The 24749-nt window shown below is 70.0% G+C and carries 21 protein-coding genes; 7 read left to right on the forward strand and 14 right to left on the reverse strand.

Features of this window, described 5'->3' with window-relative positions:
* Window positions 1-14 precede the first annotated feature (14 nt).
* The gene (gene hemA, locus ACPCJR_RS08610; RefSeq protein ID WP_391511758.1) at window positions 15-1232 is read left to right on the forward strand and encodes a 5-aminolevulinate synthase; all 1218 of its coding nucleotides are present in this window, start codon (window positions 15-17) and stop codon (window positions 1230-1232) included.
* Window positions 1233-1350: 118 nt separating this feature from the next.
* Here hemA and ACPCJR_RS08615 read toward each other — a convergent pair whose 3' ends face one another.
* From ACPCJR_RS08615 to clpS, 4 genes are all read right to left on the reverse strand, one after another.
* Window positions 1351-2442 (reverse strand): UDP-glucuronic acid decarboxylase family protein, encoded by a 1092-nt coding sequence (locus ACPCJR_RS08615; protein WP_391511759.1) that lies wholly within the window; start codon window positions 2440-2442, stop codon window positions 1351-1353.
* A gap of 365 nt (window positions 2443-2807) precedes the next feature.
* Window positions 2808-3080: a hypothetical protein gene (locus ACPCJR_RS08620; protein WP_110353165.1), complete on the reverse strand. Its 273-nt coding sequence runs from the start codon at window positions 3078-3080 to the stop codon at window positions 2808-2810.
* Between the two features lie 136 nt (window positions 3081-3216).
* Window positions 3217-5697: an ATP-dependent Clp protease ATP-binding subunit ClpA gene (gene clpA / locus ACPCJR_RS08625; protein WP_391511760.1), complete on the reverse strand. Its 2481-nt coding sequence runs from the start codon at window positions 5695-5697 to the stop codon at window positions 3217-3219.
* Between the two features lie 22 nt (window positions 5698-5719).
* The gene (gene clpS, locus ACPCJR_RS08630; RefSeq protein WP_391511761.1) at window positions 5720-6115 is read right to left on the reverse strand and encodes an ATP-dependent Clp protease adapter ClpS; all 396 of its coding nucleotides are present in this window, start codon (window positions 6113-6115) and stop codon (window positions 5720-5722) included.
* A 394-nt stretch (window positions 6116-6509) separates the two neighbouring features.
* Here clpS and ACPCJR_RS08635 point away from each other — a divergent pair, with 394 nt between their 5' ends.
* Window positions 6510-8006 (forward strand): SPOR domain-containing protein, encoded by a 1497-nt coding sequence (locus tag ACPCJR_RS08635; protein WP_391511762.1) that lies wholly within the window; start codon window positions 6510-6512, stop codon window positions 8004-8006.
* Between the two features lie 162 nt (window positions 8007-8168).
* Here the strand turns inward: ACPCJR_RS08635 and ACPCJR_RS08640 are convergent, their stop codons facing one another.
* Window positions 8169-8864, reverse strand: coding sequence for a J domain-containing protein (locus tag ACPCJR_RS08640; protein ID WP_391511763.1), 696 nt, complete (start codon window positions 8862-8864; stop codon window positions 8169-8171).
* Window positions 8865-8933: 69 nt separating this feature from the next.
* A complete protein-coding gene (locus ACPCJR_RS08645) occupies window positions 8934-10112 on the reverse strand; it encodes a S1C family serine protease (RefSeq protein ID WP_391511764.1) in 1179 nt (392 codons plus the stop codon).
* 501 nt (window positions 10113-10613) lie between these two features.
* On the opposite strand from ACPCJR_RS08645, the gene ACPCJR_RS08650 reads away from it, so the two are divergent.
* A complete protein-coding gene (locus tag ACPCJR_RS08650; RefSeq protein ID WP_108942654.1) occupies window positions 10614-10829 on the forward strand; it encodes a hypothetical protein in 216 nt (71 codons plus the stop codon).
* Here the strand turns inward: ACPCJR_RS08650 and ACPCJR_RS08655 are convergent.
* Window positions 10817-11770, reverse strand: a complete 954-nt coding sequence (locus tag ACPCJR_RS08655; protein ID WP_391511765.1) for a DUF817 domain-containing protein — start codon at window positions 11768-11770, stop codon at window positions 10817-10819. The two genes, ACPCJR_RS08650 and ACPCJR_RS08655, sit on opposite strands and share 13 nt — an antisense overlap.
* Before the next feature lie 118 nt (window positions 11771-11888).
* On the opposite strand from ACPCJR_RS08655, the gene ACPCJR_RS08660 reads away from it, so the two are divergent.
* The 3 genes from ACPCJR_RS08660 (at window position 11889) to ACPCJR_RS08670 (ending at window position 16321) form a co-directional block, all read left to right on the forward strand.
* The gene (locus ACPCJR_RS08660) at window positions 11889-12389 is read left to right on the forward strand and encodes a hypothetical protein (protein ID WP_391511766.1); all 501 of its coding nucleotides are present in this window, start codon (window positions 11889-11891) and stop codon (window positions 12387-12389) included.
* A 115-nt stretch (window positions 12390-12504) separates the two neighbouring features.
* Window positions 12505-14670: a methylmalonyl-CoA mutase gene (gene scpA, locus ACPCJR_RS08665; protein WP_391511767.1), complete on the forward strand. Its 2166-nt coding sequence runs from the start codon at window positions 12505-12507 to the stop codon at window positions 14668-14670.
* Window positions 14671-14887: 217 nt separating this feature from the next.
* A complete protein-coding gene (locus ACPCJR_RS08670; protein ID WP_391511768.1) occupies window positions 14888-16321 on the forward strand; it encodes a mannose-1-phosphate guanylyltransferase/mannose-6-phosphate isomerase in 1434 nt (477 codons plus the stop codon).
* Here the strand turns inward: ACPCJR_RS08670 and glpD are convergent.
* The 4 genes from glpD to ACPCJR_RS08690 form a co-directional block, all read right to left on the reverse strand.
* A complete protein-coding gene (gene glpD / locus ACPCJR_RS08675; protein ID WP_391511769.1) occupies window positions 16309-17814 on the reverse strand; it encodes a glycerol-3-phosphate dehydrogenase in 1506 nt (501 codons plus the stop codon). The two genes, ACPCJR_RS08670 and glpD, sit on opposite strands and share 13 nt — an antisense overlap.
* 2 nt (window positions 17815-17816) lie before the next feature.
* The gene (locus tag ACPCJR_RS08680) at window positions 17817-18113 is read right to left on the reverse strand and encodes a hypothetical protein (RefSeq protein WP_391511770.1); all 297 of its coding nucleotides are present in this window, start codon (window positions 18111-18113) and stop codon (window positions 17817-17819) included.
* An 8-nt stretch (window positions 18114-18121) separates the two neighbouring features.
* Complete coding sequence (locus tag ACPCJR_RS08685; RefSeq protein WP_391511771.1) at window positions 18122-18307, reverse strand: hypothetical protein; 186 nt, start codon at window positions 18305-18307, stop codon at window positions 18122-18124.
* Between the two features lie 96 nt (window positions 18308-18403).
* A complete protein-coding gene (locus ACPCJR_RS08690; protein ID WP_391511772.1) occupies window positions 18404-18613 on the reverse strand; it encodes a hypothetical protein in 210 nt (69 codons plus the stop codon).
* A 355-nt stretch (window positions 18614-18968) separates the two neighbouring features.
* On the opposite strand from ACPCJR_RS08690, the gene ACPCJR_RS08695 reads away from it, so the two are divergent.
* A complete protein-coding gene (locus ACPCJR_RS08695; RefSeq protein ID WP_391511773.1) occupies window positions 18969-20609 on the forward strand; it encodes an inorganic phosphate transporter in 1641 nt (546 codons plus the stop codon).
* A gap of 122 nt (window positions 20610-20731) precedes the next feature.
* Here the strand turns inward: ACPCJR_RS08695 and glcE are convergent, their stop codons facing one another.
* The 3 genes from glcE to ACPCJR_RS08710 all read right to left on the reverse strand — a co-directional run bounded on the left by glcE (window position 20732) and on the right by ACPCJR_RS08710 (window position 24609).
* Complete coding sequence (gene glcE, locus ACPCJR_RS08700) at window positions 20732-21922, reverse strand: glycolate oxidase subunit GlcE (RefSeq protein ID WP_391511775.1); 1191 nt, start codon at window positions 21920-21922, stop codon at window positions 20732-20734.
* Window positions 21923-22006: 84 nt separating this feature from the next.
* Window positions 22007-23452 carry a lipopolysaccharide biosynthesis protein gene (locus ACPCJR_RS08705; protein WP_391511776.1) on the reverse strand — a complete coding sequence of 482 codons (1446 nt, stop codon included), beginning with the start codon at window positions 23450-23452 and terminating at the stop codon, window positions 22007-22009.
* 164 nt (window positions 23453-23616) lie between these two features.
* Complete coding sequence (locus ACPCJR_RS08710) at window positions 23617-24609, reverse strand: magnesium transporter CorA family protein (protein ID WP_391511777.1); 993 nt, start codon at window positions 24607-24609, stop codon at window positions 23617-23619.
* Between the last annotated feature and the right edge of the window lie 140 nt (window positions 24610-24749).

Here is a 24749-nt window from a genome sequence, read left to right on the forward strand (position 1 = left end):
CGGGGAGGACGGACATGGATTATGAGGCGTTCTTCGGCTCTGCGATCGCCGGCCTGCACAGGGAGGGGCGCTACCGCGTCTTCACCGACTTGGAGCGGCAGGCGGGACGCTTCCCCTACGCCACGCATCACAGCCCCGGCGGCGAGCGCGAGGTCACGGTCTGGTGCTCCAACGACTATCTCGGCATGGGCCAGCACCCGGAGGTGCTGCGGGCGATGCACGAGGCGATCGAGCGCTGCGGCGCGGGAGCCGGCGGCACCCGCAACATCTCCGGCACCAACCACTATCACGTCCTGCTGGAGCGGGAGCTGGCCGACCTGCACGGCAAGGAGGCGGCGCTGATCTTCTCCTCCGGCTACGTCTCGAACTGGGCCGCGCTCGGCACGCTCGCCTCGAAGCTCCCGGGCTGCGTCGTGTTCTCCGACGAGGGCAACCACGCCTCGATGATCGAAGGCATCCGCTCCAGCCGGGCCGAGCGCCAGATCTTCCGCCACAACGATCCGGAGGATCTGAACCGCAAGCTCGGCCTGATCGAGCCGGGCCGAGCCAAGCTCGTCGCCTTCGAGTCGGTCTATTCGATGGACGGCGACATCGCGCCCATCGACGAGATCTGCGACGTGGCCGAGGCGCACGGCGCGCTGACCTATCTCGACGAGGTTCACGCCGTCGGCCTCTACGGCGCCCGCGGCGGCGGCATCTCGGAGCGGATGGGCCTCGCCCACCGGCTCGACGTGATCGAGGGCACCCTCGGCAAGGCCTTCGCCGTCCACGGCGGCTACATCACGGGCTCGGGCCAGCTCTGCGACTTCGTCCGCAGCTTCGCCTCGGGCTTCATCTTCACCACCTCGCTGCCGCCCGCGGTGGCCGCCGGCGCGGCGGCGAGCATCCGCCATCTCAAGGAGAGCAGCCTCGAGCGCGCGCGCCATCAGGAGCGCGTCGCCCGGGTGCGGCAGGCCCTCGACGCGGCCGGCATCCCGACGCTCGCCAACCAGAGCCACATCGTGCCGGTGATGGTCTGCGATCCGGTGCTGTGCAAGGCGATCAGCGACACGCTGCTCGACGAGTTCGGCATCTACGTGCAGCCGATCAACTACCCGACCGTGCCCCGCGGCACGGAGCGCCTGCGCATCACGCCCTCGCCGCTGCATTCCAACGCGGACATCGATCATCTCGTGGAGGCGCTGAGCACGATCTGGCGGCGGATCGGCCTGCGACGGGCGGCGGCGGAGTAGCGCCGCAATCGGCCTCCGGCTCTCGGAGACGAGCGACGAGAGGGGCGAGTCGCCACCGCGATCCGGCAGACGCACGCCTACGGGCTTGATCGGATGGGTCCGCGCCAGAGCGGGCGCGTCACGGCTGGCTCCGTGCGTACTCGCCGACGATCGGCTCCGCCGTCGGGAAGGGCCGGCTGCCGACGAAGCGTCCCAGCGCCGGAGGGGCCGTGTCCGGCTCCGGCGGGCGCACCTCGCGGGCAAACCAAGCGATCGTCGCCTCCAGGCCCTCTTCGAGCGTCACCTGCGGTGACCAGTCCAGCAGAGCCCGCGCACGGGTGATGTCGGGGCAGCGGCGCTGGGGATCGTCCACCGGCAACGGCCGGCGGACCACCGCAGAGCGGGTCCCCGTCATCCGCGTCACCAGGGCCACCAGTTCCGCCACCGTCATCTCGTGCGGATTGCCGAGATTGACCGGACCGCCGGGGGAGTCCTCGCGCTCCATCATCCGCATCAGCCCCTCGACGAGGTCGGCGACGTAGCAGAACGAGCGGGTCTGCTCGCCGTTGCCGTAGACGGTGATCGGCTCGCCCGCGAGCGCTTGGCAGACCACGTTGGAGACGACGCGACCATCGTCGGCGCGCATGCGCGGGCCGTAGGTGTTGAAGATGCGCGCCACCCGCACGTCGAGCCGGTGCATGCGCTCGAAATCGAAAATCAGGGTCTCGGCGGAGCGTTTGCCCTCGTCGTAGCAGGCGCGCGGCCCGGTCGGATTGACGTTGCCCCAGTACGCCTCGGTCTGCGGATGCACCTCGGGGTCGCCGTAGACCTCGCTGGTAGAGGCTTGAAGGAAGCGGGCACCGTCCTGCCGGGCGCGTTCCAGGAGATGGTGGGTGCCGACGACGCTCGTCATCATCGTGTGCACGGGGTCGGCCTGATAGTGCGGCGGGGACGCCGCGCAGGCGAGATTGAAGATGCGGTCGAAGCGCGGGAGCGCGGGCAGCGGCCGGGTCACATCCGCCTCGACGAGTTCGAAGCGCGGTTCGCGAGCGAGATGGGCGAGGTTGTCCCGTCGCCCGGTCAGGAGGCTGTCGAGGGCGACGACCTGCGCGCCCTGTCCGAGCAGTCCATCCACGAGGTGCGAGCCGATGAAGCCCGCACCTCCGGCCACGAGCACCTGCATGCCTCGGTACTCGCTCACTGCCGCCCCCTCATGGACCGATTCTCTCATGGGGCGCTCCGCCGTCATATCCGGCGCAGTGCCGCCCCCAGCGGCATCGCGCGGGACGGCTTCCAGTTCCACGGCTCTGTGCGCCGCGCTGTCTCAGGCAAGTCCCCCCTAGCGGGCCGCAGCGGTGACACGCCCATCCGCCTCGCCGCGCGGAAGAGGGAACCCAGTCGCGGGGCGTATCGAGAAAGAGGGATTTGCGGCGCAAAGCCGGCATCCATCGAGGCCGTCCCGGACGGTACTTGCGGGCCGGTCGCCGCGGGAGGAACCACGCCCGGCAGGATTCGGGACGAAACCGCGATGCACGTCGTGCCGAGACCGGCGGAATCGAGGCGTGCTTCCCCACCGACGAGGCGAGGGAGCCGCGCTCACATCTTCTTTTCGAGCGCGGCCTTCACCTGCATCAGCTGATCCCAGACGACGCCGGGGCTCGTGCCCATCGCTTCCAGAATGGCGTTCACGCCCCAGACGACGCCGATCAGGATCAGCGGCACCAGAATCCAGCCCAGGATCTCCTCGCCGCGGTGACGGGCCCGCCGACGGCGGCGGCGCTGCTCGCGTGACGAGGGCGGCTTCGGCCGGGCCGGCGCCATCGGTGTCGCGACAGGCGTGAGGGGCTCCTCCTGCGCGTCGCTCGTCATGATCCCCCCATTGCCGGTCGACGCCGCCGCCCTTCAAGGCAAGCCGCGGCGCCGTCCATATCCGGGAGCCGGCGCGGGAACGCAACCCGCGCCGACGATAAGGCAATCACGCGTTCGCATGATCGCCCGAGCGGGCTCAGACCTTGAGCGGCACCTTAGGCACCGTGCGCACGCCGCCGCCCGTCGAGCCGCCGCCCGAGGGACCGCCGTCACGCTTGGTCGCCTTCTTGCGCGGCGCGGAGCGCGGCTTGGAGCGCTTGCGCTTGGTCGCGTTGGTCACGTCCTTCTCGGGCTTGGGCGTCACCGGCCCGGCGGGGAACTCGAAGCCAAGTCCCGTCTTCCCGCCGGCCTCGCCATCCTCCGGCTTCTTCAGCACCACCTTGACCGCGCCGCCATCCTTGAGACGGCCGAACAGCACCTCGTCGGCCAGCGGCGTCTTGATCGTGGACTGGATCAGGCGGGCCATGGGCCGGGCACCCATCGCGTCGTCGTAGCCGTTCTCCACGAGCCAGTCGCGAGCCTCGTCCGAGAGCTCGATCGTGACGTTGCGGTCCGCGAGCTGGGCTTCGAGCTGGAGCACGAACTTGTCGACGACCTTGGCCACGACCTCCTTCGGCAAGTGGCCGAACGAGATGATCGCGTCGAGGCGGTTGCGGAATTCCGGCGCGAACAGCCGGTTGATCGCCTCGACATCGTCACCCGTGCGCTTCGACTGCGTGAAGCCGTAGGCCGACTTCGCCAGATCCGAGGCGCCCGCGTTCGAGGTCATGATGATGATGACGTTGCGGAAATCGACCTGCTTGCCGTTGTGGTCGGTCAGCTTGCCGTGGTCCATCACCTGCAGCAGGATGTTGAACAGGTCCGGATGCGCCTTCTCGATCTCGTCGAGCAGGAGCACGCAGTGCGGGTGCTGGTCGATCCCGTCGGTGAGCAGGCCGCCCTGGTCGAAGCCGACATAGCCGGGCGGCGCACCGATCAGCCGCGAGACCGTGTGGCGCTCCATGTATTCCGACATGTCGAAGCGCAGCATCTCGACGCCGAGCGAGGCGGCAAGCTGCTTGGCGGCCTCGGTCTTGCCGACGCCGGTCGGGCCGGCGAACAGGTAGGAGCCGATCGGCTTGTCGGGATCGCGCAGGCCGGCACGGGCCAGCTTGATCGCCGAGGTCAGCGCCTCGATGGCATTGGTCTGGCCGTAGACGACCCGCTTCAGGTTCTCGGTCAGGTTCTTGAGCACCACCGCGTCGTCCTTCGACACGGTCTTCGGGGGGATGCGCGCCATCGTGGCGATGGTGGTCTCGATCTCCTTGACGCCGATGGTGCGCTTGCGGCGCGCCTCCGGCACCAGCATCTGCGAGGCGCCGGTCTCGTCGATCACGTCGATCGCCTTGTCGGGCAGCTTACGGTCGTTGATGTAGCGGGCCGACAGCTCCACCGCCGCCTTCACGGCCTCGGTGGTGTACTTGAGCTTGTGGAATTCCTCGAAATACGGCTTGAGGCCCTTGAGGATCTCGATCGTGTCCGGGATCGACGGCTCGTTGACGTCGATCTTCTGGAAGCGGCGCACCAGGGCGCGATCCTTCTCGAAGTACTGACGGTACTCCTTGTAGGTGGTCGAGCCGATGCAGCGGAGCGCGCCGGAGGCCAGCGCGGGCTTCAGGAGGTTCGAGGCGTCCATCGCACCGCCGGAGGTGGCGCCCGCACCGATCACGGTGTGGATCTCGTCGATGAACATGATGGCGTTGGGGTGCGCCTCGATCTCCTTCATCACCTGCTTGAGGCGCTCCTCGAAGTCGCCGCGGTAGCGGGTGCCGGCGAGCAGCGTGCCCATGTCGAGGGAGAACACGGTCGCGTCGGCCAGAACCTCCGGCACCTCGTGCTGGATGATCTTGCGCGCAAGTCCCTCGGCAATGGCGGTCTTGCCGACGCCGGGATCGCCCACCAGCAGCGGGTTGTTCTTCTGGCGGCGGCAGAGCACCTGGATCGTGCGCTCGACCTCGGAATGGCGGCCGATCAGCGGATCGATCTTGCCGTCGCGCGCCTTCTTGTTGAGGTTAACGCAGTAGGCGTCGAGCGCATCGCCCTTCTTCTTGGGACGCGCCTCGTTGTCCTCGGGCCCGGGGCGCTCGCTGCCGCTTTCCTCCTCGGCGCCGCGCACGGGCTTGGCTTCCGAAGCACCGGGCCGCTTGGCGATGCCGTGGCTGATGTAGTTCACCGCGTCGTAGCGGGTCATGTCCTGCTCTTGCAGGAAGTAGGCGGCGTGGCTCTCGCGCTCGGCGAAGATCGCGACGAGCACGTTGGCGCCGGTCACCTCCTCGCGGCCCGAGGACTGGACGTGGATCACCGCGCGCTGGATCACCCGCTGGAAGCCGGCGGTCGGCTTGGCGTCCTGGCGTCCGTCGCCGGTCAGGTTCGAGAGTTCGGTGTCGACATACTCGACGAGATTGCGGCGCAGCACGTCGATTTCGACGTTGCAGGCCCGCATCACGGCGGCGGCATCCTGATCATCGACGAGGGCGAGCAGGAGATGCTCGAGGGTCGCGTATTCGTGGCGGCGCTCTCCGGCCAGGGCCAGGGCGCGGTGGAGGGCTTGCTCGAGGCTACGTGAGAAGCTGGGCAATGCTCTGGCCTTCGCTGGATGCCTATTTCTTTTCCATAACGCACTGAAGCGGATGTTGGTGCTTGCGGGCGAAATCCATCACCTGCGTCACTTTCGTTTCCGCGACTTCGTAAGTGAACACGCCGCACTCCCCCACGCCATTGTGGTGGACGTGCATCATGATCTGGTAGGCGTCGTCATGGCTCTTGTTGAAGAACCGCTCCACGACGTGCACGACGAATTCCATCGGCGTGTAGTCGTCGTTGAGCAGCAGCACGCGGTACAGGCTCGGCCGCTTCGCCCGCGGCTTGGTGCGGGTGATGATCGCGGTGCCCGAGCGGTCGTCGTCACCCGAACCGGGCGGGGTCGAGGCTGCGGCAACGGGGGCGGCGAACCGCCCGGCCCGGCGCACCTCGTCCTGGATCTGCTGAAGAGACATCGGTATCGAAGCGACCTCGGTCTGGCAGCCTTCGGCGCATGCACCCCCGAGAGAGCGCATCGCTCGACACGCAATCTATAGGCCGGGAAACGAGTCCGCCAGTCGCGTGCGCGAAACTGTCCGAGATCGATGTCGCTGGCCGCGCACTCTCAGACGTGCTTCGGGGCAAACGGCCGCAGGCCGTCGCGGGACATCCGGGGAAGGGCGCCGTCAACGTCGGCTTAACCCCTGTGGCGAAAGGACGATCTCGTCTCTCGAGCCGTCGGCATTAACGGCCGCGTAACCGCGTTCATCCTAGCTTCGCCACAGAGAACGCGGATCCGGAGGGCCGGCATCCGCGAACGAATGGTGCCAGCCGGGCCCGATGCCCGGGTGTCGAGGCGAAGGTTTCCAGATGCGTCGCGTAGAAGGCCGGCCCACGGGGTCCCGCGCTGTCGCCGTTCTGCTCCTGGCGACGAGTTTTCTCGTCGCGGTGGCCGATCCGGCCGAGGCGCGCCGCCGCGGGCACACGCGCAAGGCGGTGAGCGGCTACAACCCGCCCTACGCCGCCATGGTGGTGGACGTGAAGTCCGGCCGCACCCTGCACGCGGTCAACGAGGACGCCCTGCGCCACCCGGCCTCGATCACCAAGGTGATGACCCTCTACATGCTGTTCGAGCAGATGGAGAAGGGTCGCTACGAGATCGATTCGCCGCTCGGCATCTCGGCCAACGCCGCCGCCCAGGCGCCGTCGAAGCTCGGCCTGCGCCCCGGCTCGACCATCACCGTCGAGGAAGCAATCAAGGCGCTCGTGACCAAGTCGGCCAACGACGTGGCCTGCGCCATCGGCGAGAACATCGCCGGCTCCGAGCCGCGCTTTGCCGAGATGATGACCCGCAAGGCCAAGTCGCTGGGCATGAGCCGCACGAACTTCGCCAACGCCTCGGGCCTGCCCGACCCGGACCAGATCACCACCGCCCACGACCTCACCATCCTGGCGCGCGCCATCCAGGACCGCTTCCCGCGCCAGTACCGCTACTTCCAGACCCGCTCCTTCGCCTTCCGCGGCCGGACCATCGGCAACCACAACCGCCTGCTCGGCAATGTCGAGGGCGTGGACGGCATCAAGACCGGCTACACCCGCGATTCCGGCTTCAACCTGATGACCGCGGCCAAGCTCGGCGACCGGCAGATCGTGGCGATCGTGCTCGGCGGCAAGTCGGGCGCGAGCCGCGACCGGATCATGGCCGACCTCGTCCGCGCCAACCTGCCCCGCGCCTATGCCGGCGCCCGCCAGACGGGGCCCGTGATCGAGACGGCCGAGCGAGGCCGCCCGGCGGTGGTCGCCGAGGCGGGCTCGCGCACCCGCACGGTGGTCGCCTCGGCCGACGACGACGAGATCGAGACGACGAGCTCCACCAGCACCGCGCCCCTCGACATCCGCCCCAGCGGCGTCGCACAGGCCACCACGACCCCGGGCATGCGCCGTCCCGGCCTCCAGGCCCTGCCGGGTGCCGCCCAGGCCTATGCCGGCCCCGCCGGTCAGGCGCCGTTCCCGAGCACGGGCGGAAAGTCGACCGCGCGCCTGCCCGCCGTCGAGGGCGTCGCCTCCCGCGCCGAGGGACCGCCGAAGGATGCGCGCTCCGAGAGCGCCAAGGCCGTCGTGCCGACCCCCTGGGTGATCCAGCTCGGCGCGATGGACGACGAGGACAAGGCCAAGTCGATCCTGTCCGACGCCCGCAGCCGCACCGGCGCGCTCTCCAAGGCCGCGCCCTACACGGTGCGCGTGACCCACGGCGGCGCCACGCTCTACCGGGCCCGCTTCTCCGGCTTCTCGGAGCAGGGCGCCGCGCAGGATGCCTGCGCCGCGCTGAAGAAGAACGGCTTCAACTGCTTCGCCACGCGGAGCTGAACGCCTTTCAAACCTTGTCGTTTCGGTGCCTGCCCGTCGGCAGGCCGCCGTCGATCCGGACACGCGGCCGAGTTCCGTGCCGCGTCCGTCCGCAACGAGAGCCGTCGCAAGCGGCCCCGGACGTACGACCTTTGAAAAAATCCTGACAACGCGCGTGGAGTTCTAGCGATGTCGGTTCACCAGCCTGTCCCGCGCCGCGTTCACCCGCGCCGCCCGCTCGACGCTGCCGCCCTGGTCGGGATGCAGCCGCTTCATCAGCGACCGATGAGCCGCGCGGACCTCCTCCAGGGACGCCCCGCGCTCAAGCCCCAGGACCTGATAGGCCTCCTGCTCCGTCATCGTCCCTGGCTTCGCCGCGCCGCCCGGCCGCGGGTCGCGATCGCCATCAGCGTCTACACGCCAGCCGGGCTGCCGGCGGTCGAGATACGCCTCTAGCCCGCGCGCGCCCTCCGGATCGTTCGCCGCGAGCAGGAGGGCGAGTTCGACGAGCGCGGCGGGCGGCACCTCGGAGAGGCGCCGCCCCGCGAAGGGGCCGACGAAGAGCGTGCCGTCGCCCGGGCTTCCGTCGGGCCGCAATTCGAGTTCGAGCGAGGCCGTGCGCAGGCGCTGCGGCGTTCCCGCGCCGCGCAGGGCGGCGAACCGTTGCCCGAGGCCGCTCGCCCCCTCCATCAGCCAGACCCCGCCCATCCCGAGCAGGAGGGAGAGCAGGAAGCTGCCGCGAAGCGACAGGGCGAAGGCCGCGGCGAGGGCCAGGTAGCCGGCGAGGCGCCGCGGCGTCAGGCCGAAGGGCAGGCGTCCCTTGCGGCGGCCGAGCCACCAGAAGCCGATGAGCGCCAGAAGGCCGAGGGCGAGAAGCATTCCGCGCTCATCGGACGGAACGGGGCGCGCGTAAAGCGCTCGAGCCGAGCGTGTCGCCGCAGGGCGGTGTCACAGCCGCGTCGCCGCCACATCCGCGGTGTTCACCCGCACCGTCCGCACCCGGCCGTCCCGCTCGACCAGCAGCGTGACGGGACGGTCGAGGCCGGTCTCCTCCACGACCGAGGTCAGGTCCGACAGGCGGTGGACCGGCTGGCCGTTCACGCCGACGATGACGTCGCCGATGTCGCCCGTGCGCGGATCGACGCCGCGCAGACCCGCCTGGGCGGCCGGAGAGCCGGGCAGCACCCGCACCACGACGACGCCGTCGATGCCGAGGCGGGCCGCGGTCGCTTCCTGGCCGGCGATGATGCCGATGCCGGGGCTGCGCACCCGGCCGTTCTTGATGAGATCGGGCACCGCGCGGTTCACCACATCGACGGGTACGGCAAAGCCGATGCCGGCGCTCGCCCCCGAGGGCGAGAAGATGGCCGTGTTGACGCCGATCAGACGCCCGGCGGAATCAAGCAGCGGACCGCCGGAATTGCCCGGGTTGATCGCCGCGTCGGTCTGGATCACGCCCGACAATTCGCGCCCCTCCTGCGTCGGCAGGCGGCGCTGCAGCGCGCTGATGACGCCGCTGGTCAGCGTGTGGTCGAGCCCGAACGGATTGCCGATGGCGAAGGCGGATTGCCCCACCTTGAGGTCTGCGGAGGAGCCGACGGCCAGCGGCGGCGGCATCTTGGCCACGCGCCCCAGCTGGAGCACGGCGAGGTCGTAGTTCGGGGCCGTGCCGACCACCCGCGCGCTCACCACCTCGCCGGAGGAGAGACGCACGGAGATCGAGCCGCCGCCCTTGGTCGCGGCCTCGACCACGTGGTTGTTGGTGACGACGTGGCCGGCCGCGTCCCAGACGAAGCCGGTGCCGGTCTGCGTGCCGGAGCCCCTTTGCTCGCCGCCGCCCGGCCCTTGCCCCGGCCCTTGCCCCGGACCCTGGCCGAACTCGTCCTCCGGCTCGATCAGGGCGCGCCCCTGCGCGGCAGACTGGGCGAAGACGTGGACCACGGAGGGCGCGGCGCGGGCGAACAGCTCGACGGTGCTCTTCTCCGCCGAGGAGAGGTCGCCCCGGGCGGTCACGGCGCGGGGCGCATCCGCCGAGTAGAGGAAGGCCAGGATGTAGGGCTGCGCCACGAAGGCGATCAGCAGCCCCAGCGTCACCCCCAGGGCGATCCGCACGAAACGATCCGGCACCGGTGTCCCCGTCCTCGACGGCAGGCCCGGACCGCGGGGCGGCACAGGCTGCGTTCAGATTCTCTCCACCATCACTCGCAGACGCCACCGACCGTGACGGCCGGCGCGAGAGAGGTACGAGAGAGGCTTAGCTGGGTGCGGTGTGGCTTCCGGTCAACAAATCCCCGCTTTTCCGCACAGGCCGGCGGGGTGCGACACCGCACGGCCAAGCCAGCGCGGCCCGAGTAACCAATTGCATACTGTTTCACACGCAGTGTCTTCACACTGATGAAAGGCATCGGTGGGTGGGCCTGGATCAATCTTGGCAAAACCAAGGCAAGGTCGAGGCGAGGAACTGCGACGGAACGGTGACCGACAAGGCTGTCGAGCACTCGAATTGATCGCAAAGCCGCCCCAGAGATGCTTCGATCGCCCTAGACCTTCGAACATACCGGCCCGGCGGCTCTAGTCGTCGCGGCGGTCCTCTCCGGACGGACACGGTTCAAACAGGAAGAACAAGAGATGGAAACCGAAGCTCTCGAACGTCCTGCCGACCTCACGATCTGGCGCACGCTGCCGGCCTCCTCCCCGCTGGCGCAGCCCGAGCGCTACGGCACCCTGCGCGAGGCGCTCGCCGCCGCGAAGGGCGCCCTGGGCGATCCCTCCAAGCAGCCCTGGATCATCACGGAGGAGGGCGAGATCCTCTCCCCGAACTGGATCCGCACCTACGTCAACTGATCGACCGCTCCCGGTGCGGCCGCCGGCGAGCCGGGGCGCGGCCGCGATGCCGGAGCAGCCTCCGGCATCGGCTCGGGCCGGTTCACCAGCGTGACCAGCACGTAGGACACGATCATCAAAAGGAACCACGAGCCGAGCTTGGCCGCCGAGACCGGCGACCAGCCGGCCGCTTGGTTCGGGTAGATCCAGACGCGGGTGGCCGTTCCGATATTCTCGGCGAGCCAGATGAACAGCGAGACGAGGACGAAGCCGAGCAGGAGCGGCATCTTGCGATGCACCTGCCAGACCTTGAAATGCACCACCGTACCCGCGAACAGCACGCCGGTGGCGATGAACAGGAGGGCGCGCATGTCGGCCACGTAATGGTGGCTGAAGAAGTTGAGGTAGATGGCGCCGGCCAAGGGCAGCGTCAGCGCCAGCGGCGGATGACGCGTGAAGCGGAAGTCGAACAGGCGCCAGACGCGGGCGATGTAGGAGCCGATGCTGGCATACATGAAGCCGGTGAACAGCGGCACGCCCATGACGCGCAGCAGGCTCGCCTCGGGATAGATCCACGAGCCGACGCCGGTCTTGAAAATCTCCATCGCCGTGCCGACGACGTGGTAGATCGCGATGACTTTCGCCTCTTCCCAGGTCTCCATGCCGAGCGCGAGCAGCGCGACCTGGATCAGCACGGCCGCGATCGTCAGGAAGTCGTATCGCGTGAGCGGCGCGTCGGCCGGGTAGAACAGGTGCGTGCCGATCAGGAGCGCGCAGATCAGGCCGCCGAACAGGCAGGCCCAGCCCTGCTTCACCCCGAAGCGCAGGAACTCGTAGGCGAAGGCGGTGAGCCCTCCGCGTGCCTGCGCCCGGGCGGCGAGCCGGCCCTCGGCCGTGACGAACCCGGCCAGGAACGGCCAGGTGCGCGCCGCGCTCGGCGCCTTTCTTCCCGCAAACCCCATTCCGCCCGTCCCGTCCGCCGTCCGAATCGACACGCGAGCGGAGCGCAGGAAAGCGTCGGTTTGACGTTCACCGGCGCAGCGCCGCACAGTCCGTCGAAGGGCAGAGCGGGGAGGGGGCGTGCAGGCGGAGCAGGTGGAGGATCGCGGGCGGGCCCGTCGGCGCATGGAGCGCGAGCTGCGCCGGCTCGAAGGGCTCGCGGGGCGCAAGCGCTTTCGCCGACGGTCTCTCCGGGCGCTGCGCGGCACGGCCGGCGCGGCGGCGACCTTAGGCGCGCTGGTCAAGCTGAAGCTCGTCGGGACGCTGGCCGGCAAGGCCGCGATCGCCCTGGCGGTCGGGCTCGGGCTGGCATGGCCGACCCTGGTGATCGGCGTCGTCGGCCTGATCGGAATCGTGCTGGCGCTGCTCAGCCTGTTCAGCGGCGAGGGCGGCCCGCACGGCCTCGATTGCGACTGCCCCGGCGCGTGCGGCCGGAAGGAGGAGCGCGCGCGGCGCCTCAAGCACCTGATCGCCCAGCGCCGGGCGTGGCTCACCACGCCGTCCGGCCCGGCGCCGAGCGTCCGCTGGGACGCGATGGGACGGCGCGCGACGGGAGCGGGGCGGCGGAAGCGGAGCCGGTGAGGCCGGCCTTTTTGACAGTAGCCGCATTTGGCGGCTCGCCTATAATGCTCAAAAAAAATCACCAAAAATCACGACAGCCTCGCAAGCTCGAGGCTGAGGTCAGGAAACCCGTGCCATGAGCTCCCGGATCCCCGATTTCACCGCCGTCGCCTTCGCGGCCGATGGCTTCAAGGCGCCGCCCCCGCCGGTCTCGGAGCCGTGGATGACGCCGGAAGGTATCCCGGTGAAGGGCTTCTACGGGCCCGAGGACCGGGAGGGGCTGGAGGGCGTTGAATCCTATCCGGGCCTGCCGCCCTACCTGCGCGGGCCCTATCCGGCGATGTACGTGACCCAGCCCTGGACGATCCGGCAATATGCCGGCTTCTCGACCGCCGAGGATTCGAACGCCTTCTACCGGCGCAACCTCGCCGCGGGTCAGAAGGGCCTCTCGGTCGCCTTCGACCTCGCCACCCACCGCGGCTACGATTCGGATCACCCGCGCGTGTCGGGCGATGTCGGCATGGCGGGCGTGGCGATCGACTCGATCTACGACATGCGCACGCTGTTCTCCGGCATCCCGCTCGACGAGATGACCGTGTCGATGACGATGAACGGCGCGGTGCTGCCCATTCTCGCGCTCTACATCGTCGCGGCCGAGGAGCAGGGCGTGCCGCCGGAAAAGCTCGCCGGCACGATCCAGAACGACATCCTCAAGGAGTTCATGGTCCGCAACACCTACATTTATCCCCCCAAGGGATCGATGCGGATCATTTCCGATATCTTCGGCTACACATCCAAGAACATGCCGAAGTTCAACTCCATTTCCATTTCCGGCTACCACATGCAGGAAGCCGGGGCGACGCAGGACTTGGAGCTTGCCTACACGCTCGCCGACGGCGTGGAATACATCAAGGCGGGTCTGGCCGCCGGCCTGACCATCGACCAGTTCGCTCCGCGCCTGTCGTTCTTCTGGGCGATCGGGATGAACTTCTTCATGGAGATCGCCAAGATGCGGGCCGCGCGCCTGATCTGGGCCAAGCTCGTGAAGGAGTTCGACCCCAAGAGCGACAAGTCTCTGCCGCTGCGCACCCACTCGCAGACGAGCGGCTGGTCGCTGACCGCGCAGGACGTGTTCAACAACGTCACCCGCACCTGCATCGAGGCGATGGCGGCCACCCAAGGCGGCACCCAGTCGCTCCACACCAACGCGCTCGACGAGGCGCTGGCCCTGCCCACCGACTTCTCCGCCCGCATCGCCCGCAACACGCAGCTCTTCCTGCAGCAGGAGAGCGGCACCACCCGGATCATCGATCCGTGGGGCGGCTCCTACTACGTCGAACGCCTGACCCACGACATCGCCGCCCGGGCCTGGGAGCATATCCGCGAGGTCGAGGCGCTCGGCGGCATGGCGAAAGCCATCGAGGCGGGCATCCCGAAGCTCAGGATCGAGGAAGCGGCGGCCCGCGCCCAGGCGCGGATCGATTCCGGGCGCCAGACGATCGTGGGCATCAACAAGTACAAGCCCGACGACGAGATGAAGATCGACCTGCTGCGCGTCGACAACGCCGACGTGCGCGCCAAGCAGATCGACAAGCTCAAGCGCCTGCGCGCCGAGCGCAACCCGGCCGAGGTCGAGGCGGCGCTGGCCGCGCTGACGAAGGCCGCGGACGGCGAGGGCAACCTGCTCGAACTGGCGGTGAACGCGGCGCGGGCCAAGGCCACGGTCGGCGAGATCTCGGAGGCGCTGGAGAAGGCCTGGGGCCGTCACCGCGCCGAGATCCGCTCGATCTCGGGCGTCTACAAGCGGGAGGTGGGCGGCATGTCGCCGGTGGTGGAGAAGGTCCGCGGCCTCGTCGAGGCCTTCGAGGAGAATGACGGGCGCCGTCCGCGCATCCTGGTCGCCAAGATGGGCCAGGACGGGCACGACCGCGGCCAGAAGGTGATCGCCTCGGCTTTCGCCGATCTCGGCTTCGACGTGGATATCGGGCCGCTCTTCGCCACGCCGGACGAAGCCGCGCGGCAGGCCGTGGAGAACGACGTGCACATCGTCGGCGTCTCCTCGCTGGCGGCGGGCCACCTGACGCTGGTGCCCGAGCTGAAGGCCGCGCTGAAGCAGGAGGGCCGCGACGACGTGATGATCGTGGTCGGCGGCGTGATCCCGCCGGGTGACTACGACGCACTCCACGCCGCCGGCGCCTCGGCGATCTTCCCGCCGGGCACGGTGATCGCGGAGGCCGCGGTGAAGCTCCTGAGCGAACTCAACGAGCGGCTGGGCTACGGCGAGCGGCAGGCCGCCGAATAATTTTCTTTAGCGCGTGGTCTTTTCGCGGATCGGGCAGAGGTCAAACCTCCGCCCGTTTCCCATTCCATCGAATTTACCGGAATTGCAGGCGGCATCGCGCCCGTCGTGGTGCCGTGAGAACGGATCGGATAAGACGGCAGGATCAGTTTCTCGCGCCCGCCGCTCCCGCGCTTTCACCGACCGGCTGGCGCCTCTTGCGATGCGACGGGGCTGGGCGATGACCGAGGCGGACCAAGGAAACATCCTGCCCGTCATCCTGTGCGGCGGCTCGGGGACGCGGCTCTGGCCCGCCTCGCGCGAGAGCATGCCCAAGCAGTTCACGCCGCTCGTGGACCCCACGACCTCGACCTTCCAGTCCACGGTCCGGCGCGTCGCCGATCCGGCCGTGTTCGCCAAGCCGACGGTGATCGCCTCGGCCGAGTCCCGCTTCATCGTCGCCGAGCAGCTCGCTCAGACCCGCATCGCCGCCGACATCCTGCTCGAGCCCGAGCGCCGCGACTCCGCCGCTGCGGTGGCGGTGGCCGCGCTCCACGCCGCCGGCCGGGGTCCGGAGACCGTGGTGCTGATCATGGCCGCCGACCACGTGATCGAGGATGCCGCCGCCTTCGCGAGCGCCGCGCAGCACGCGGCCCGCGGCGCCCGCCTCGGCCAGATCATGACGCTCGGCATCACCCCGACCCGACCCGCGACCGAGTACGGCTACATCCGCACCGGCAACGCCCTCCCGGATGCGCCCGGTCTCCACCGGGTCGAGCGCTTCGTCGAGAAGCCGGACGCGGCCGGGGCCGAGCGGCTGATCGGGGAGGGCGCCCTGTGGAACTCGGGCTACTTCCTGTTCCGCGCCGACGTGATGATCGCCGAACTGGAGACCCACGCGCCGCAGGTGCTGGAGGCCGCGCGCGGCGCGCTGGCCCATGCCGCGACGGATCTCGATTTCGTGCGGCTCCAGGCGGAGTCCTTCGCGCGGGCGCCCAAGACCTCGATCGACTACGCGGTCATGGAGCGCACGACCCGCGCGGGCGTGCTGGCGGTCTCCTTCGCGTGGTCGGATGTCGGCACCTGGGACGCGGTCTGGCAGGTGCTGGAGCGCGATGCGCGGGGCAACGCCGTGCGCGGCCGGGTCGAGCTCGTGGAGACCACGGGCAGCCTCGTCCACAGCGAGGGTGAGGGGCTCACTACCGTGGTCGGGCTCGACGACGTGGTCGTGGTCGCCACCCCCGACGCGGTGCTGGTCGCCTCCAAGGCCCAGTCCGGCAAGGTCAAGGATCTCGTGAGCGTCCTGCGGGCGAAGGCGCATCCGGAGGCGGACGCCCATCGCCGGATGTACCGGCCCTGGGGCTGGTACCAGCGCATCGACATCGGCGAGCGCTTCCAGGTGAAGCGGATCATGGTGACGCCGGGCGGGCGGCTCTCGCTGCAGAAGCACTTCCACCGGGCCGAGCACTGGGTGGTGGTCAAGGGCACGGCCGAGGTGACGGTCGATGCGCGGGTGGTGCTGGTCCACGAGAACGAGGCGGTCTACCTGCCGATCGGCTCGATGCACCGGCTGACGAACCCCGGCAAGATCCCGCTCGAACTGATCGAGGTGCAGGTCGGCTCCTACACGGGCGAGGACGACATCATCCGCGTCGAGGACGTCTACGGACGCTGAGACCGGGAACGATCCGCCACGTAGCGTCCGAGCCGTGCGACGGCTTCGCGGCCCGTGCGCAGCCCCAGCTTCGAGCGGCGCCAGAGGATATCGTCGGGGCTGCGCGCCCATTCGTGCCGCACGAGGTAATCCACCTCGCGGGCGCTGAGATCGCCGTCGAAGGTCTCGCCGAGATCGGCGAGCGAGCGTGCGTCGCCGAGCAGGCGATCGGCCCGGGTGCCGTAGGCCCGGGCCAGCCGCCGGACGGTCGCCTCGGGCAGGAAGGGACGCTCGCCCGCGAACTGGCGGCAGAAGGCGTCGAAATCCCCGTCCCCGATATCGCCGCCGGGCAGGGAGATCGTTCCCGTCCAGGCGGGTTGCAGGCCGGGCAGGCTCGGGCGGAGCTTTTCGAGAGCCTGCTCGGCCAGCCGCCGATAGGTCGTGATCTTGCCGCCGAAGACCGAGAGCAGGGGCGGGCCGTCGAGATCGCGCTCGAGCACGTAGTCGCGGGTGACGGCCGAGGCGTTCTCGGCCGCGTCGTCATAGAGCGGGCGCAGGCCCGAAAAGCTCCAGACCACGTCGTCGGGGCCGATCTGCCGGACGAAGGAGCGGTTGATGCAGCCGCAGAGGTAGCGGGTCTCTTCGGCCGAGATCGCGACGGGGCCGGGGCCGCCCTCATGGGGCACATCGGTGGTGCCGATCAGGGTGAAGTCGCGCTCGTAGGGAATGGCGAAGACGATGCGCTTGTCCGGCTGCTGCAGGATATAGGCCTGGGCGCCCTCGTAGAGCCGCCGGACCACGATGTGACTGCCTTTCACGAGGCGCACCTTGGGGCGGGCCTCGACCGAGAGCGTACGCAGCAGCGTCTCGGCCACCCAGGGCCCGGCGGCGTTGACGACGATCCGCGCCCGCACACTCTCGCGGCGGCGCGCCTCGGCGTCGTAGAGCGTGGCGGTCCAGGCGCCGGCCTCACGCCGGGCGGATTCGACCGTGGTGCGCGTGCGGATCTGCGCCCCGCGCTCGGCGGCATCGACCGCGTTGAGCACGACGAGGCGGCTGTCCTCGACCCAGCAATCGGAGTAGGCGAAGCCGCGGGTCAGCCGGGGCTGGAGCGGCGCCCCGAGGCCGTCGCTGGTCAGGCGCAGGGCCTGCGAGCCCGGCAGCGCCTTCAGGCGCGAGAGGTGATCGTAGAGGAACAGGCCGAGCCGCAGCATCCAGGCCGGGCGCAGGCCCGCATCGTGGGGCAGAACGAAGCGCAGCGGCCAGATGATGTGGGGCGCGAGCCGCATCAGCCGCTCGCGCTCGGCCAGGGCCTCGCGCACCAGCCTGAACTCGTATTGTTCGAGGTAGCGCAGACCGCCATGGATCAGCTTGGTCGAGGCGGAGGAGGTGTGCTCGGCCAGATCCCCCCGCTCGCAGAGCAGCACGCGCAGGCCCCGCCCGGCGGCGTCGCGGGCGATGCCGGTGCCGTTGATGCCGCCGCCGATGACGAGGAGGTCGTAGGGCGCGCTCACGCTCACAGGCGGCCCGCAAGGCTGAGCACCAGCCCGACCAGAACGGCCGCGCCGAGGCAGCGCCGCCAGGGATTCACGCCCCGTAGGATCTCATCCGCCGCCCAGACCGCGAGGCTCACGAGGGCGACGATCCGCAGGATCAGGAAGACGAGCACCGGCAGACCGGGCATCGCCATCTCCAGCAGCCAACTCGCGCCCGCCGTCACGGCGAAGATCCAGAGCGGCAGGTTCGGCCACTGCCCGATCACGATGGCGCCGCTGCGCCGATCGCGGAAGAACCAGTCGAGCGCGCGACGCAAGCGTTGCCTCAGATGCGATAGCCGCCCCGGGCGGCACGGATGGGCGCGCAGATCTGCGGGCTGATCCGGTCGAGATGCGGGCAGGCATTGGTCTCGTACCAGCCGCGCAGCTCGGGCTGGCCCGGCGCGACGTACATCGCCGTCAGCACGAAGCCGGCGCCGAGCAGGATCAGAAGGAGGATCAGATTGCGCACCGGAGGGCTCCATTCGGACGGGCTTCGGCCTACGGGCCGGTGTCACCGCAACAGACGCGCGAGGGTCGGAAGAGTTCCGTCCGGCCGGGGCTGCGCTTAGCGGCGCACATCCTCGACCGTGGTCGGCCGCTTGTGGCTCAGCGGTCCCTGCGAGCCCGGCAGCAGCCCGAGATCCTGAAGCCAGATCAGGCCCAGTATGGCGCCGATCAGGCTGGCGATGCTCATCAGAATGGTCAGATGGCGCCGCCGGACCACCATCAGGATCAGCACGACGAGGAGCGCCAGGCAGAGCAGAGCCGTCAGCATGGCAGGTCCCCGCCGCCGCGGAAGCGGCCGACCGCACGCTTCGGCCCTCCTGACCTCGGCCCCACCAGCGCTCTCTCAGTCACAGGCACGATACCTCAAGATCCCCGCTCGGCAGCCACACGCGTCATCAAATGTTCACGGAACTTCGGCCCGGCCATTTCCTTGTTAGGCCGATCCGGCGTCGGCCGCTCTCGCCACCGGAAGTCCAAGCGCTCCTCGTTCCGGCCCGGCCGTCCGGACCTGAACGAGGCGATTGTGGTGGCCGGACCGCCTCCTGTCCACCGCCCGCGGAGGCCCGGGAGGGGTCCGGCAGGCGTGCCTTGCGTTGCCGATCCACCGTGCACCTGAGGTTCGAATGTCCGACGCCGTCAGCTTGGAGAGGCAGGGCTCGGCCGCCTCCGCTCCCCCATCGCGCGGGCCCAACCTCGACGGCCGGATGCATCCGGCCGGCCCGGCGCTCTTCGCCCTCGTGCTCGTCGGCGGTCTCGGCTACGCGCTCTACAACCTCGTCGCGGACATGCAGGCCGCCGGCCAGCCGCCGCTCGCCATCGGCGCCTTCGTGCTCCTGGGCCTCGCGCTCCTCATCGCGCTGGGCTTCGAGTTCGTGAACGGCTTCCACGACACCGCCAACGCCGTCGCCACGGTGATCTACACCCATAGCCTGCCGCCGGTCGCGGCCGTGGTGTATTCGGGCGTCCTCAACTTTCTCGGCGTCGTGGTCTCGACCGGCGCGGTCGCCTACAGCGTGGTGACGCTGCTGCCCGTCGAGCTAGTGCTGACGGCGGGCTCCCCGGCCGGCTACGCCATGATCTTCGCCCTGCTGCTGGCGGCGATCTTCTGGAATCTCGGCACCTGGGCCGTCGGCCTGCCGAACTCCTCCTCGCACGCCCTGATCGACTCCGTGCTCGGGGTCGGCCTCGCCAACCAGCTTCTCGCGCCGGAGGGCCAGTCCACCTCCGGCGTCCAGTGGGATCAGGCCTGGAGCGTGCTGCGCGCCCTGCTCTTCAGCCCGGTGCTCGGCTTCGTCATGGCCGGCCTGCTGCTCCTGGCCATGCGCCTCGTGATCCGCAACCGCGCCCTCTATCAGGAGCCGGCCCGCGACGCGCCGCCCCCGCTCTGGATTCGCGGCCTGCTCATCCTCACCTGCGGCGGCGTCTCCTTCGCCCATGGCGGCAATGACGGGCAGAAGGGCATGGGCCTGATCATGCTGATCCTGATCGGCGCCGCGCCCACCGCCTACGCGCTCAACCGCACTATGGCGGAATCGGCCACGCCGCATTTCGTCGAGGTCTCGGAACGCGCCGGAGGCATCCTTCGGAACCGGGCCGGCGCGGTCGCTCCGCCCCGCGACCCGGCCGAGGCCCGCCGGCAGGTCAAGGAAGCGCTCGGCAAGGGAGATCTCGACCGACCGGCAGTCTACGCCGCGCTGACGACGCTGACGGCGGACATCGCCACCAAGGTGAAGGCGTACGGCGCCATCCGCCACGTACCGGCCGAGGCGACGCCGAACCTGCGCAACGACATGTATCTCGCGGGCGACGCGCTCCACGGCCTGGCCAAGCGGGAAGGCACCTTCGCCGGGGAGGAGGCTGAGGCGGTCAAGGCCTACGAGCAGAGCCTGAACGACGGCACCCGCTACATTCCGACCTGGGTGAAGGTCTCGGTCGCCCTGGCGCTCGGCCTCGGTACGATGGTGGGCTGGAAGCGCATCGTCGTCACCGTCGGCAGCCGGATCGGCAAGAAACACCTCACCTACGCCCAGGGCGCCTCGGCGGAGATGGTGGCGGCCGGGACCATCGGCCTCGCGGAGGCCTACGGCCTGCCGGTCTCAACCACCCACATCCTGTCGAGCGGCGTCGCCGGCACCATGGCGGCGAGCGGCGCCGGGCTGCAATGGAGCACGGTGCGCAACCTCGCCGCCGCGTGGCTGCTGACCCTGCCGGCGGCGATCGTGATGGCCGGCCTGCTCTACGCCGCCCTGCGCCAGCTGTTCTGATGCGGCTTCCGCTCGGATCAGCGGGCGCCGTATCGGCAAGCCCGCGCGGCGCCTGAGCGAAGCCCAAATCCGCCATCCCGAAGGAATCAACCGGATTTGATTGGGTATGACGCGCGGCCTGCTCAGACGCCCGCATACATCCGGCCGGGATTGAAGATCCCGGCGGGGTCGTGCGCGGCCTTGATGCCGGCGGTGATCCGCATCAGCGGCTCGGGCAGCGGATCGAAGACGGGGATCGCGGCGCGCAGGGCGTCCGGGGCGCGCACCAGGGTGGCGTGGCCGCTTCCCGCCGCCTTCACCGCCGCGCGGATCGCGGCGGCGCCGGCATCGTCGGACGCCTCGGTGGCGAGCCAGATCAGGCCGCCGCCCCAATCGTAGAACCAGCGCGCGGGCCGTCCCGCCGCGATCGCTGCCGTCACCGCCGGTCCGCGGGTCGGCGCGGTCGAGATGCGCCAGATCGCGGCCTCGCGGGGTTCGGCGAGCGGGGTGGCGTCGCGCACGGCGCGCCAGAGCGCGGCGCCCTCCTCGCCCTCGACGATCCGCGGCTCGCCGTAGCGGCGCAGCAGGCGGCGCAACTCGCCGAGCCGGTAGGCGACCGACTTGGCGAAGCCCTCGACGCGCATCAGCGTGCGCGCCTCCGGCCCGCCGATCCCCGCCGGGAGATGGGCCGCACCGGTCAGCTCGAAGGGCGAGCCGAGGGCGGCGCAGAGCGCCTCGACCGCCGCCGTGTCGTCCAGCCCCGGCAGCACGAGGGTGGAGGTCTGCTCCTGCTTCGGCAGGACCTTGAAGGTCACCTCCGTCAGCAGCCCCAGCGTGCCCCAGGAGCCGGCCATCAGCTTCACGAGGTCGAGGCCGGTGACGTTCTTCATCACCCGCCCGCCCGACTTGATGGGCTGGCCGCGGCCGTTGACGAAGCGCACGCCGATCAGGCTGTCGCGGGCCGCGCCCGCGTTGATCCGGCGCGGTCCCGAATTGTTGGCTGCCGCCACCGCGCCGAAGCTGGGCTCGCCCGTCGAGGCCAGGAGCGGGCGGTGATCCATCGGCTCGAAGGGCAGCATCTGACCGCGCTCGGCCAGCAGCGCCTCGACCTCGGCGAGCGGCGTGCCGGCGCGGGCCGCGACCACCATCTCGGCCGGCTCGTAGAGGGTGATGCCGGTCAGCCCCGCAGCGGAGAGCGTCGCCTCGTCCTGGGGCGGGCGGCCAAGCGCCGCCTTGGTGCCGCCGCCGACGAGCCGCAGCGGTTCCGACCGGCCGGCGGCCTGCGCCACGATGGCGGCCGCCTCCTGCTCGTTGGCCGGCGCGTATGAGGTCATCGTTTCCGTCCCGTGGGCTTCTTTTGGGCGTCTTATGCAGCCGCCGGACTCAAACCCCGATTGGCGCGCTCTGGCAAGCCGGCCCTAGCGGGCCGCCGCTGAGAGCCTGTTCGGAAAGCGTTCGCGCAGGGCGCTGCGCAGCCCGGCGATATTGAGGAACCAGACCAGGGCGCCGTAGACGGCGACGCCGGCCGCGATGCAGGCCGGGAGCGCCAGCATCGGCTCCAATCCGCGCAGGGGCAGCACGGCCAGGAGCATGGCGAGGCAGGCGCCGGCCGTGAGCGTGAGGTCGCGCAGGGGCAGGCGCAGGCGCCGCGCGCCCGTCAGCGCCCGGGCGGCGAGCAGGGCGACCGCCGCGAGGAGGCCGAGGGTCTGCGCGAGGGCGACACCCTCGGGGCCCATCAGCCGGGGCAGGAGCGCGAGGCCGAGGCCGTTGACCGCGAGCCCGAGCAGGGCGGCGGCCACGACCGGGCTGGTACGGCGGCGGATCTGGAAGATCGGGTTGAGGGCGAAGTTCATGATCGAGAGAAAGAACAGCCCCGGGATCAAGAGGTTGGTGTAGATCGCGAACGGTCCCCGGAACGCCTCGGGCACGATCAGCGCCTGGAGCGCGGGCGTCACCGCCCAGTAGCCGGCGGCGCAGGGCAGGAGCAGGGCCACCACCACGGCGATGTTGCGCGAGACCTGCGCCTCCGCCGCCTCGCGGCCATGGTGCTCCTCCGCCTGCACGGCGATCTGGAACAGCAGCAGGTCGAGCGCGGCGCCCAGCGTCGAGAAGGCCCGCGAGCCGAGATCGGCGGCGAGCGCGAAGTAGCCCGCTTCGGCGAAGCCCGCCGTGCCGGCGATGGCGGCGCGGTTGAGGAAGGGCAGGAGCTGATAGACGGCGTTGGCCGCGATCAGGGGCAGGCCATAGGCCGCGAACAGGCGCAGCGTCTCGCGGCCTCTGCCGTGGGGACGGGCGGGCGCGTCCCCGAGCACCTTCCGCAGGGGAAGCACCGCCAGGAACTGGCTCACGCCGGCCGCGACCAGCACCCAGACCGGCTGGGGGAAGAGATACGCCGTGCCGGCCATCAGCACGAAGGCCAGCGCGTTCTTCCACACCACGAGCCGCAGATAGGCGCCGCCGATGAAGCGGGCGCGGGCGAGCGCGGCGTGATAGTCGAACAGGCCGATGCCGATGGCCGCGATCATGGTGCCGGCGGTCATGACGAGGTGGCCCTGCGGGGTCGGATCGACGGCGATCCCGAGCCCGGCGCAGAGCGCGGCGGCCGCGAACAGGGCGAGGGCGAGAACGGCGTAGGCCCGGTCGAGCCCCTGGCGGATCCAGGGCTCGGCCTCACGCACGCGGGCCGAGTAGAACCGCGTCGCCGAGAGGCGCAGCCACTCGAACAGGATCGTGTTGAGCACCACCGCCCCGGCCGTCGCCAGCGCGAAGCGGCCGAAATCGGCCGGCCCCAGCATCCGGGCGATGGCGATGCCGAGGACGAAGTTCAGCCCGGCATTGAGGACGAAGGCGGCGATGACGGCCATGGCTCAGGAATTCGCGCGCCCGCGGGTCGAGCCCGAGGCTCCTTCTCGTGCCCCTCATCAGGTTCGAGAGGCTTTCTCAAGGCGCGAGCCTCGCAGCCGGCGGCAAAGGAAGCCTGAAGCGACAGGCTAAACGGATTTCGGCACTCGGATTCGTGATCCGGTGCTCAGAGCCACCCCTTCACCCGGAAGTAGATCAGCGGCACGACGGCCGAGATCGCGACGAGCGCGAGGCCGTAGGGGTAGCCGTAGGCCCAGTCCAGCTCGGGCATGTGCTTGAAGTTCATGCCGTAGATCGACGCGACCAAGGTCGGGGGCACGCCGACCACCGAGACGACGGTGAGAACCCGGAAGGCGTTGTTCTGCTCGATGTTGATGAGCCCGAGGGTGGCGTCGAGCAGGAACTGGACGGTTTCGGACATCCGCGTCTCGAACTCGTCCAGCGAGGCGACGTCCTGCGCCAGGGTGTCGAAGCGGGGCAGGTCGTCCTCCGCGAGGATCTGACCGCACTCGCCCTTGGCGAAGGCCACGACCCGCCCGAGCCCGAGCAGGCTCGCGCGGACCTTCGCCAGCGACTTGCCATGACGCCCGACCGCGCGGAGCAGGCGGCGCAGGGCGAGGTCGCGGCGCTTCGGGGCGGTCGCATCTCCTTTGCGCGCGCCGGGCCGGGCGCCGGCGTCGAAGTCGAAGATGCGCGTGGACAGGGCATCGAGGTCGGCCGACATCTCCTCCAGGAGGTCGGCGAGGTTGTCGACCAGCTCCTCGACCACGAGCAGGAACATGCGCGTGCTCGTGCTGCCGTCGCCGTCCCGCTCATCCACGCGCTTGCGCACGGCATCGATGGCGCGCAGGTCGTGGAAACGCACCGTGACGAGGTGGTCGGGCGTGAGCAGGAAGCCGAGAGGCTTCAGGCTGAAATCGGCCCGGTCGAAGGTCACCATCGGCGTCGAGAGCGAGAGGCCGTCGCGGTTGCGCCGCAGGCGGCTCGAGGATTCCACCTCGCTGAGCGCCGAGCGCGAGGGCACACGGATACCCGTCGTCCGCTCGACCTGAGCCGCCTCCTCGGCGGTCGGATCGTTCAGGTCGATCCAGACGGCGTGGCCCGGCGAGCCGGTGGCGCCGGCCTCGACCGCGCCGTCGGGCCCGTGAAGGCTGATCATCGCGTGCGTCTTCCCCAATCCGGCGCCGGCCGGAAAAATCCTGCGCCCGCGCAGCCGCCTGGGAGAAGCTGCGCCTTGACTCGCTTCCGGCGCGGGCCTATCTCGCGACCGTCGTTAGCACTCACTCGTTAGGAGTGCTA

Source organism: Methylobacterium sp. NPDC097929 (assembly GCF_049543375.1).
In the GTDB taxonomy this organism is placed as follows: domain Bacteria; phylum Pseudomonadota; class Alphaproteobacteria; order Rhizobiales; family Beijerinckiaceae; genus Methylobacterium.

Coding starts and splice junctions, on each gene's coding strand:
- hemA (WP_391511758.1), top strand. CDS start 15: ATGGATTATGAGGCGTTCTTCGGCTCTGCGATCGCCGGCCTGCACAGG.
- ACPCJR_RS08615 (WP_391511759.1), bottom strand. CDS start 2,442: ATGAGAGAATCGGTCCATGAGGGGGCGGCAGTGAGCGAGTACCGAGGC.
- ACPCJR_RS08620 (WP_110353165.1), bottom strand. CDS start 3,080: ATGACGAGCGACGCGCAGGAGGAGCCCCTCACGCCTGTCGCGACACCG.
- clpS (WP_391511761.1), bottom strand. CDS start 6,115: ATGTCTCTTCAGCAGATCCAGGACGAGGTGCGCCGGGCCGGGCGGTTC.
- ACPCJR_RS08635 (WP_391511762.1), top strand. CDS start 6,510: ATGCGTCGCGTAGAAGGCCGGCCCACGGGGTCCCGCGCTGTCGCCGTT.
- ACPCJR_RS08640 (WP_391511763.1), bottom strand. CDS start 8,864: ATGCTTCTCGCCCTCGGCCTTCTGGCGCTCATCGGCTTCTGGTGGCTC.
- ACPCJR_RS08650 (WP_108942654.1), top strand. CDS start 10,614: ATGGAAACCGAAGCTCTCGAACGTCCTGCCGACCTCACGATCTGGCGC.
- ACPCJR_RS08655 (WP_391511765.1), bottom strand. CDS start 11,770: ATGGGGTTTGCGGGAAGAAAGGCGCCGAGCGCGGCGCGCACCTGGCCG.
- scpA (WP_391511767.1), top strand. CDS start 12,505: ATGAGCTCCCGGATCCCCGATTTCACCGCCGTCGCCTTCGCGGCCGAT.
- ACPCJR_RS08670 (WP_391511768.1), top strand. CDS start 14,888: ATGACCGAGGCGGACCAAGGAAACATCCTGCCCGTCATCCTGTGCGGC.
- ACPCJR_RS08690 (WP_391511772.1), bottom strand. CDS start 18,613: ATGCTGACGGCTCTGCTCTGCCTGGCGCTCCTCGTCGTGCTGATCCTG.
- ACPCJR_RS08695 (WP_391511773.1), top strand. CDS start 18,969: ATGTCCGACGCCGTCAGCTTGGAGAGGCAGGGCTCGGCCGCCTCCGCT.
- glcE (WP_391511775.1), bottom strand. CDS start 21,922: ATGACCTCATACGCGCCGGCCAACGAGCAGGAGGCGGCCGCCATCGTG.
- ACPCJR_RS08705 (WP_391511776.1), bottom strand. CDS start 23,452: ATGGCCGTCATCGCCGCCTTCGTCCTCAATGCCGGGCTGAACTTCGTC.
- ACPCJR_RS08710 (WP_391511777.1), bottom strand. CDS start 24,609: ATGATCAGCCTTCACGGGCCCGACGGCGCGGTCGAGGCCGGCGCCACC.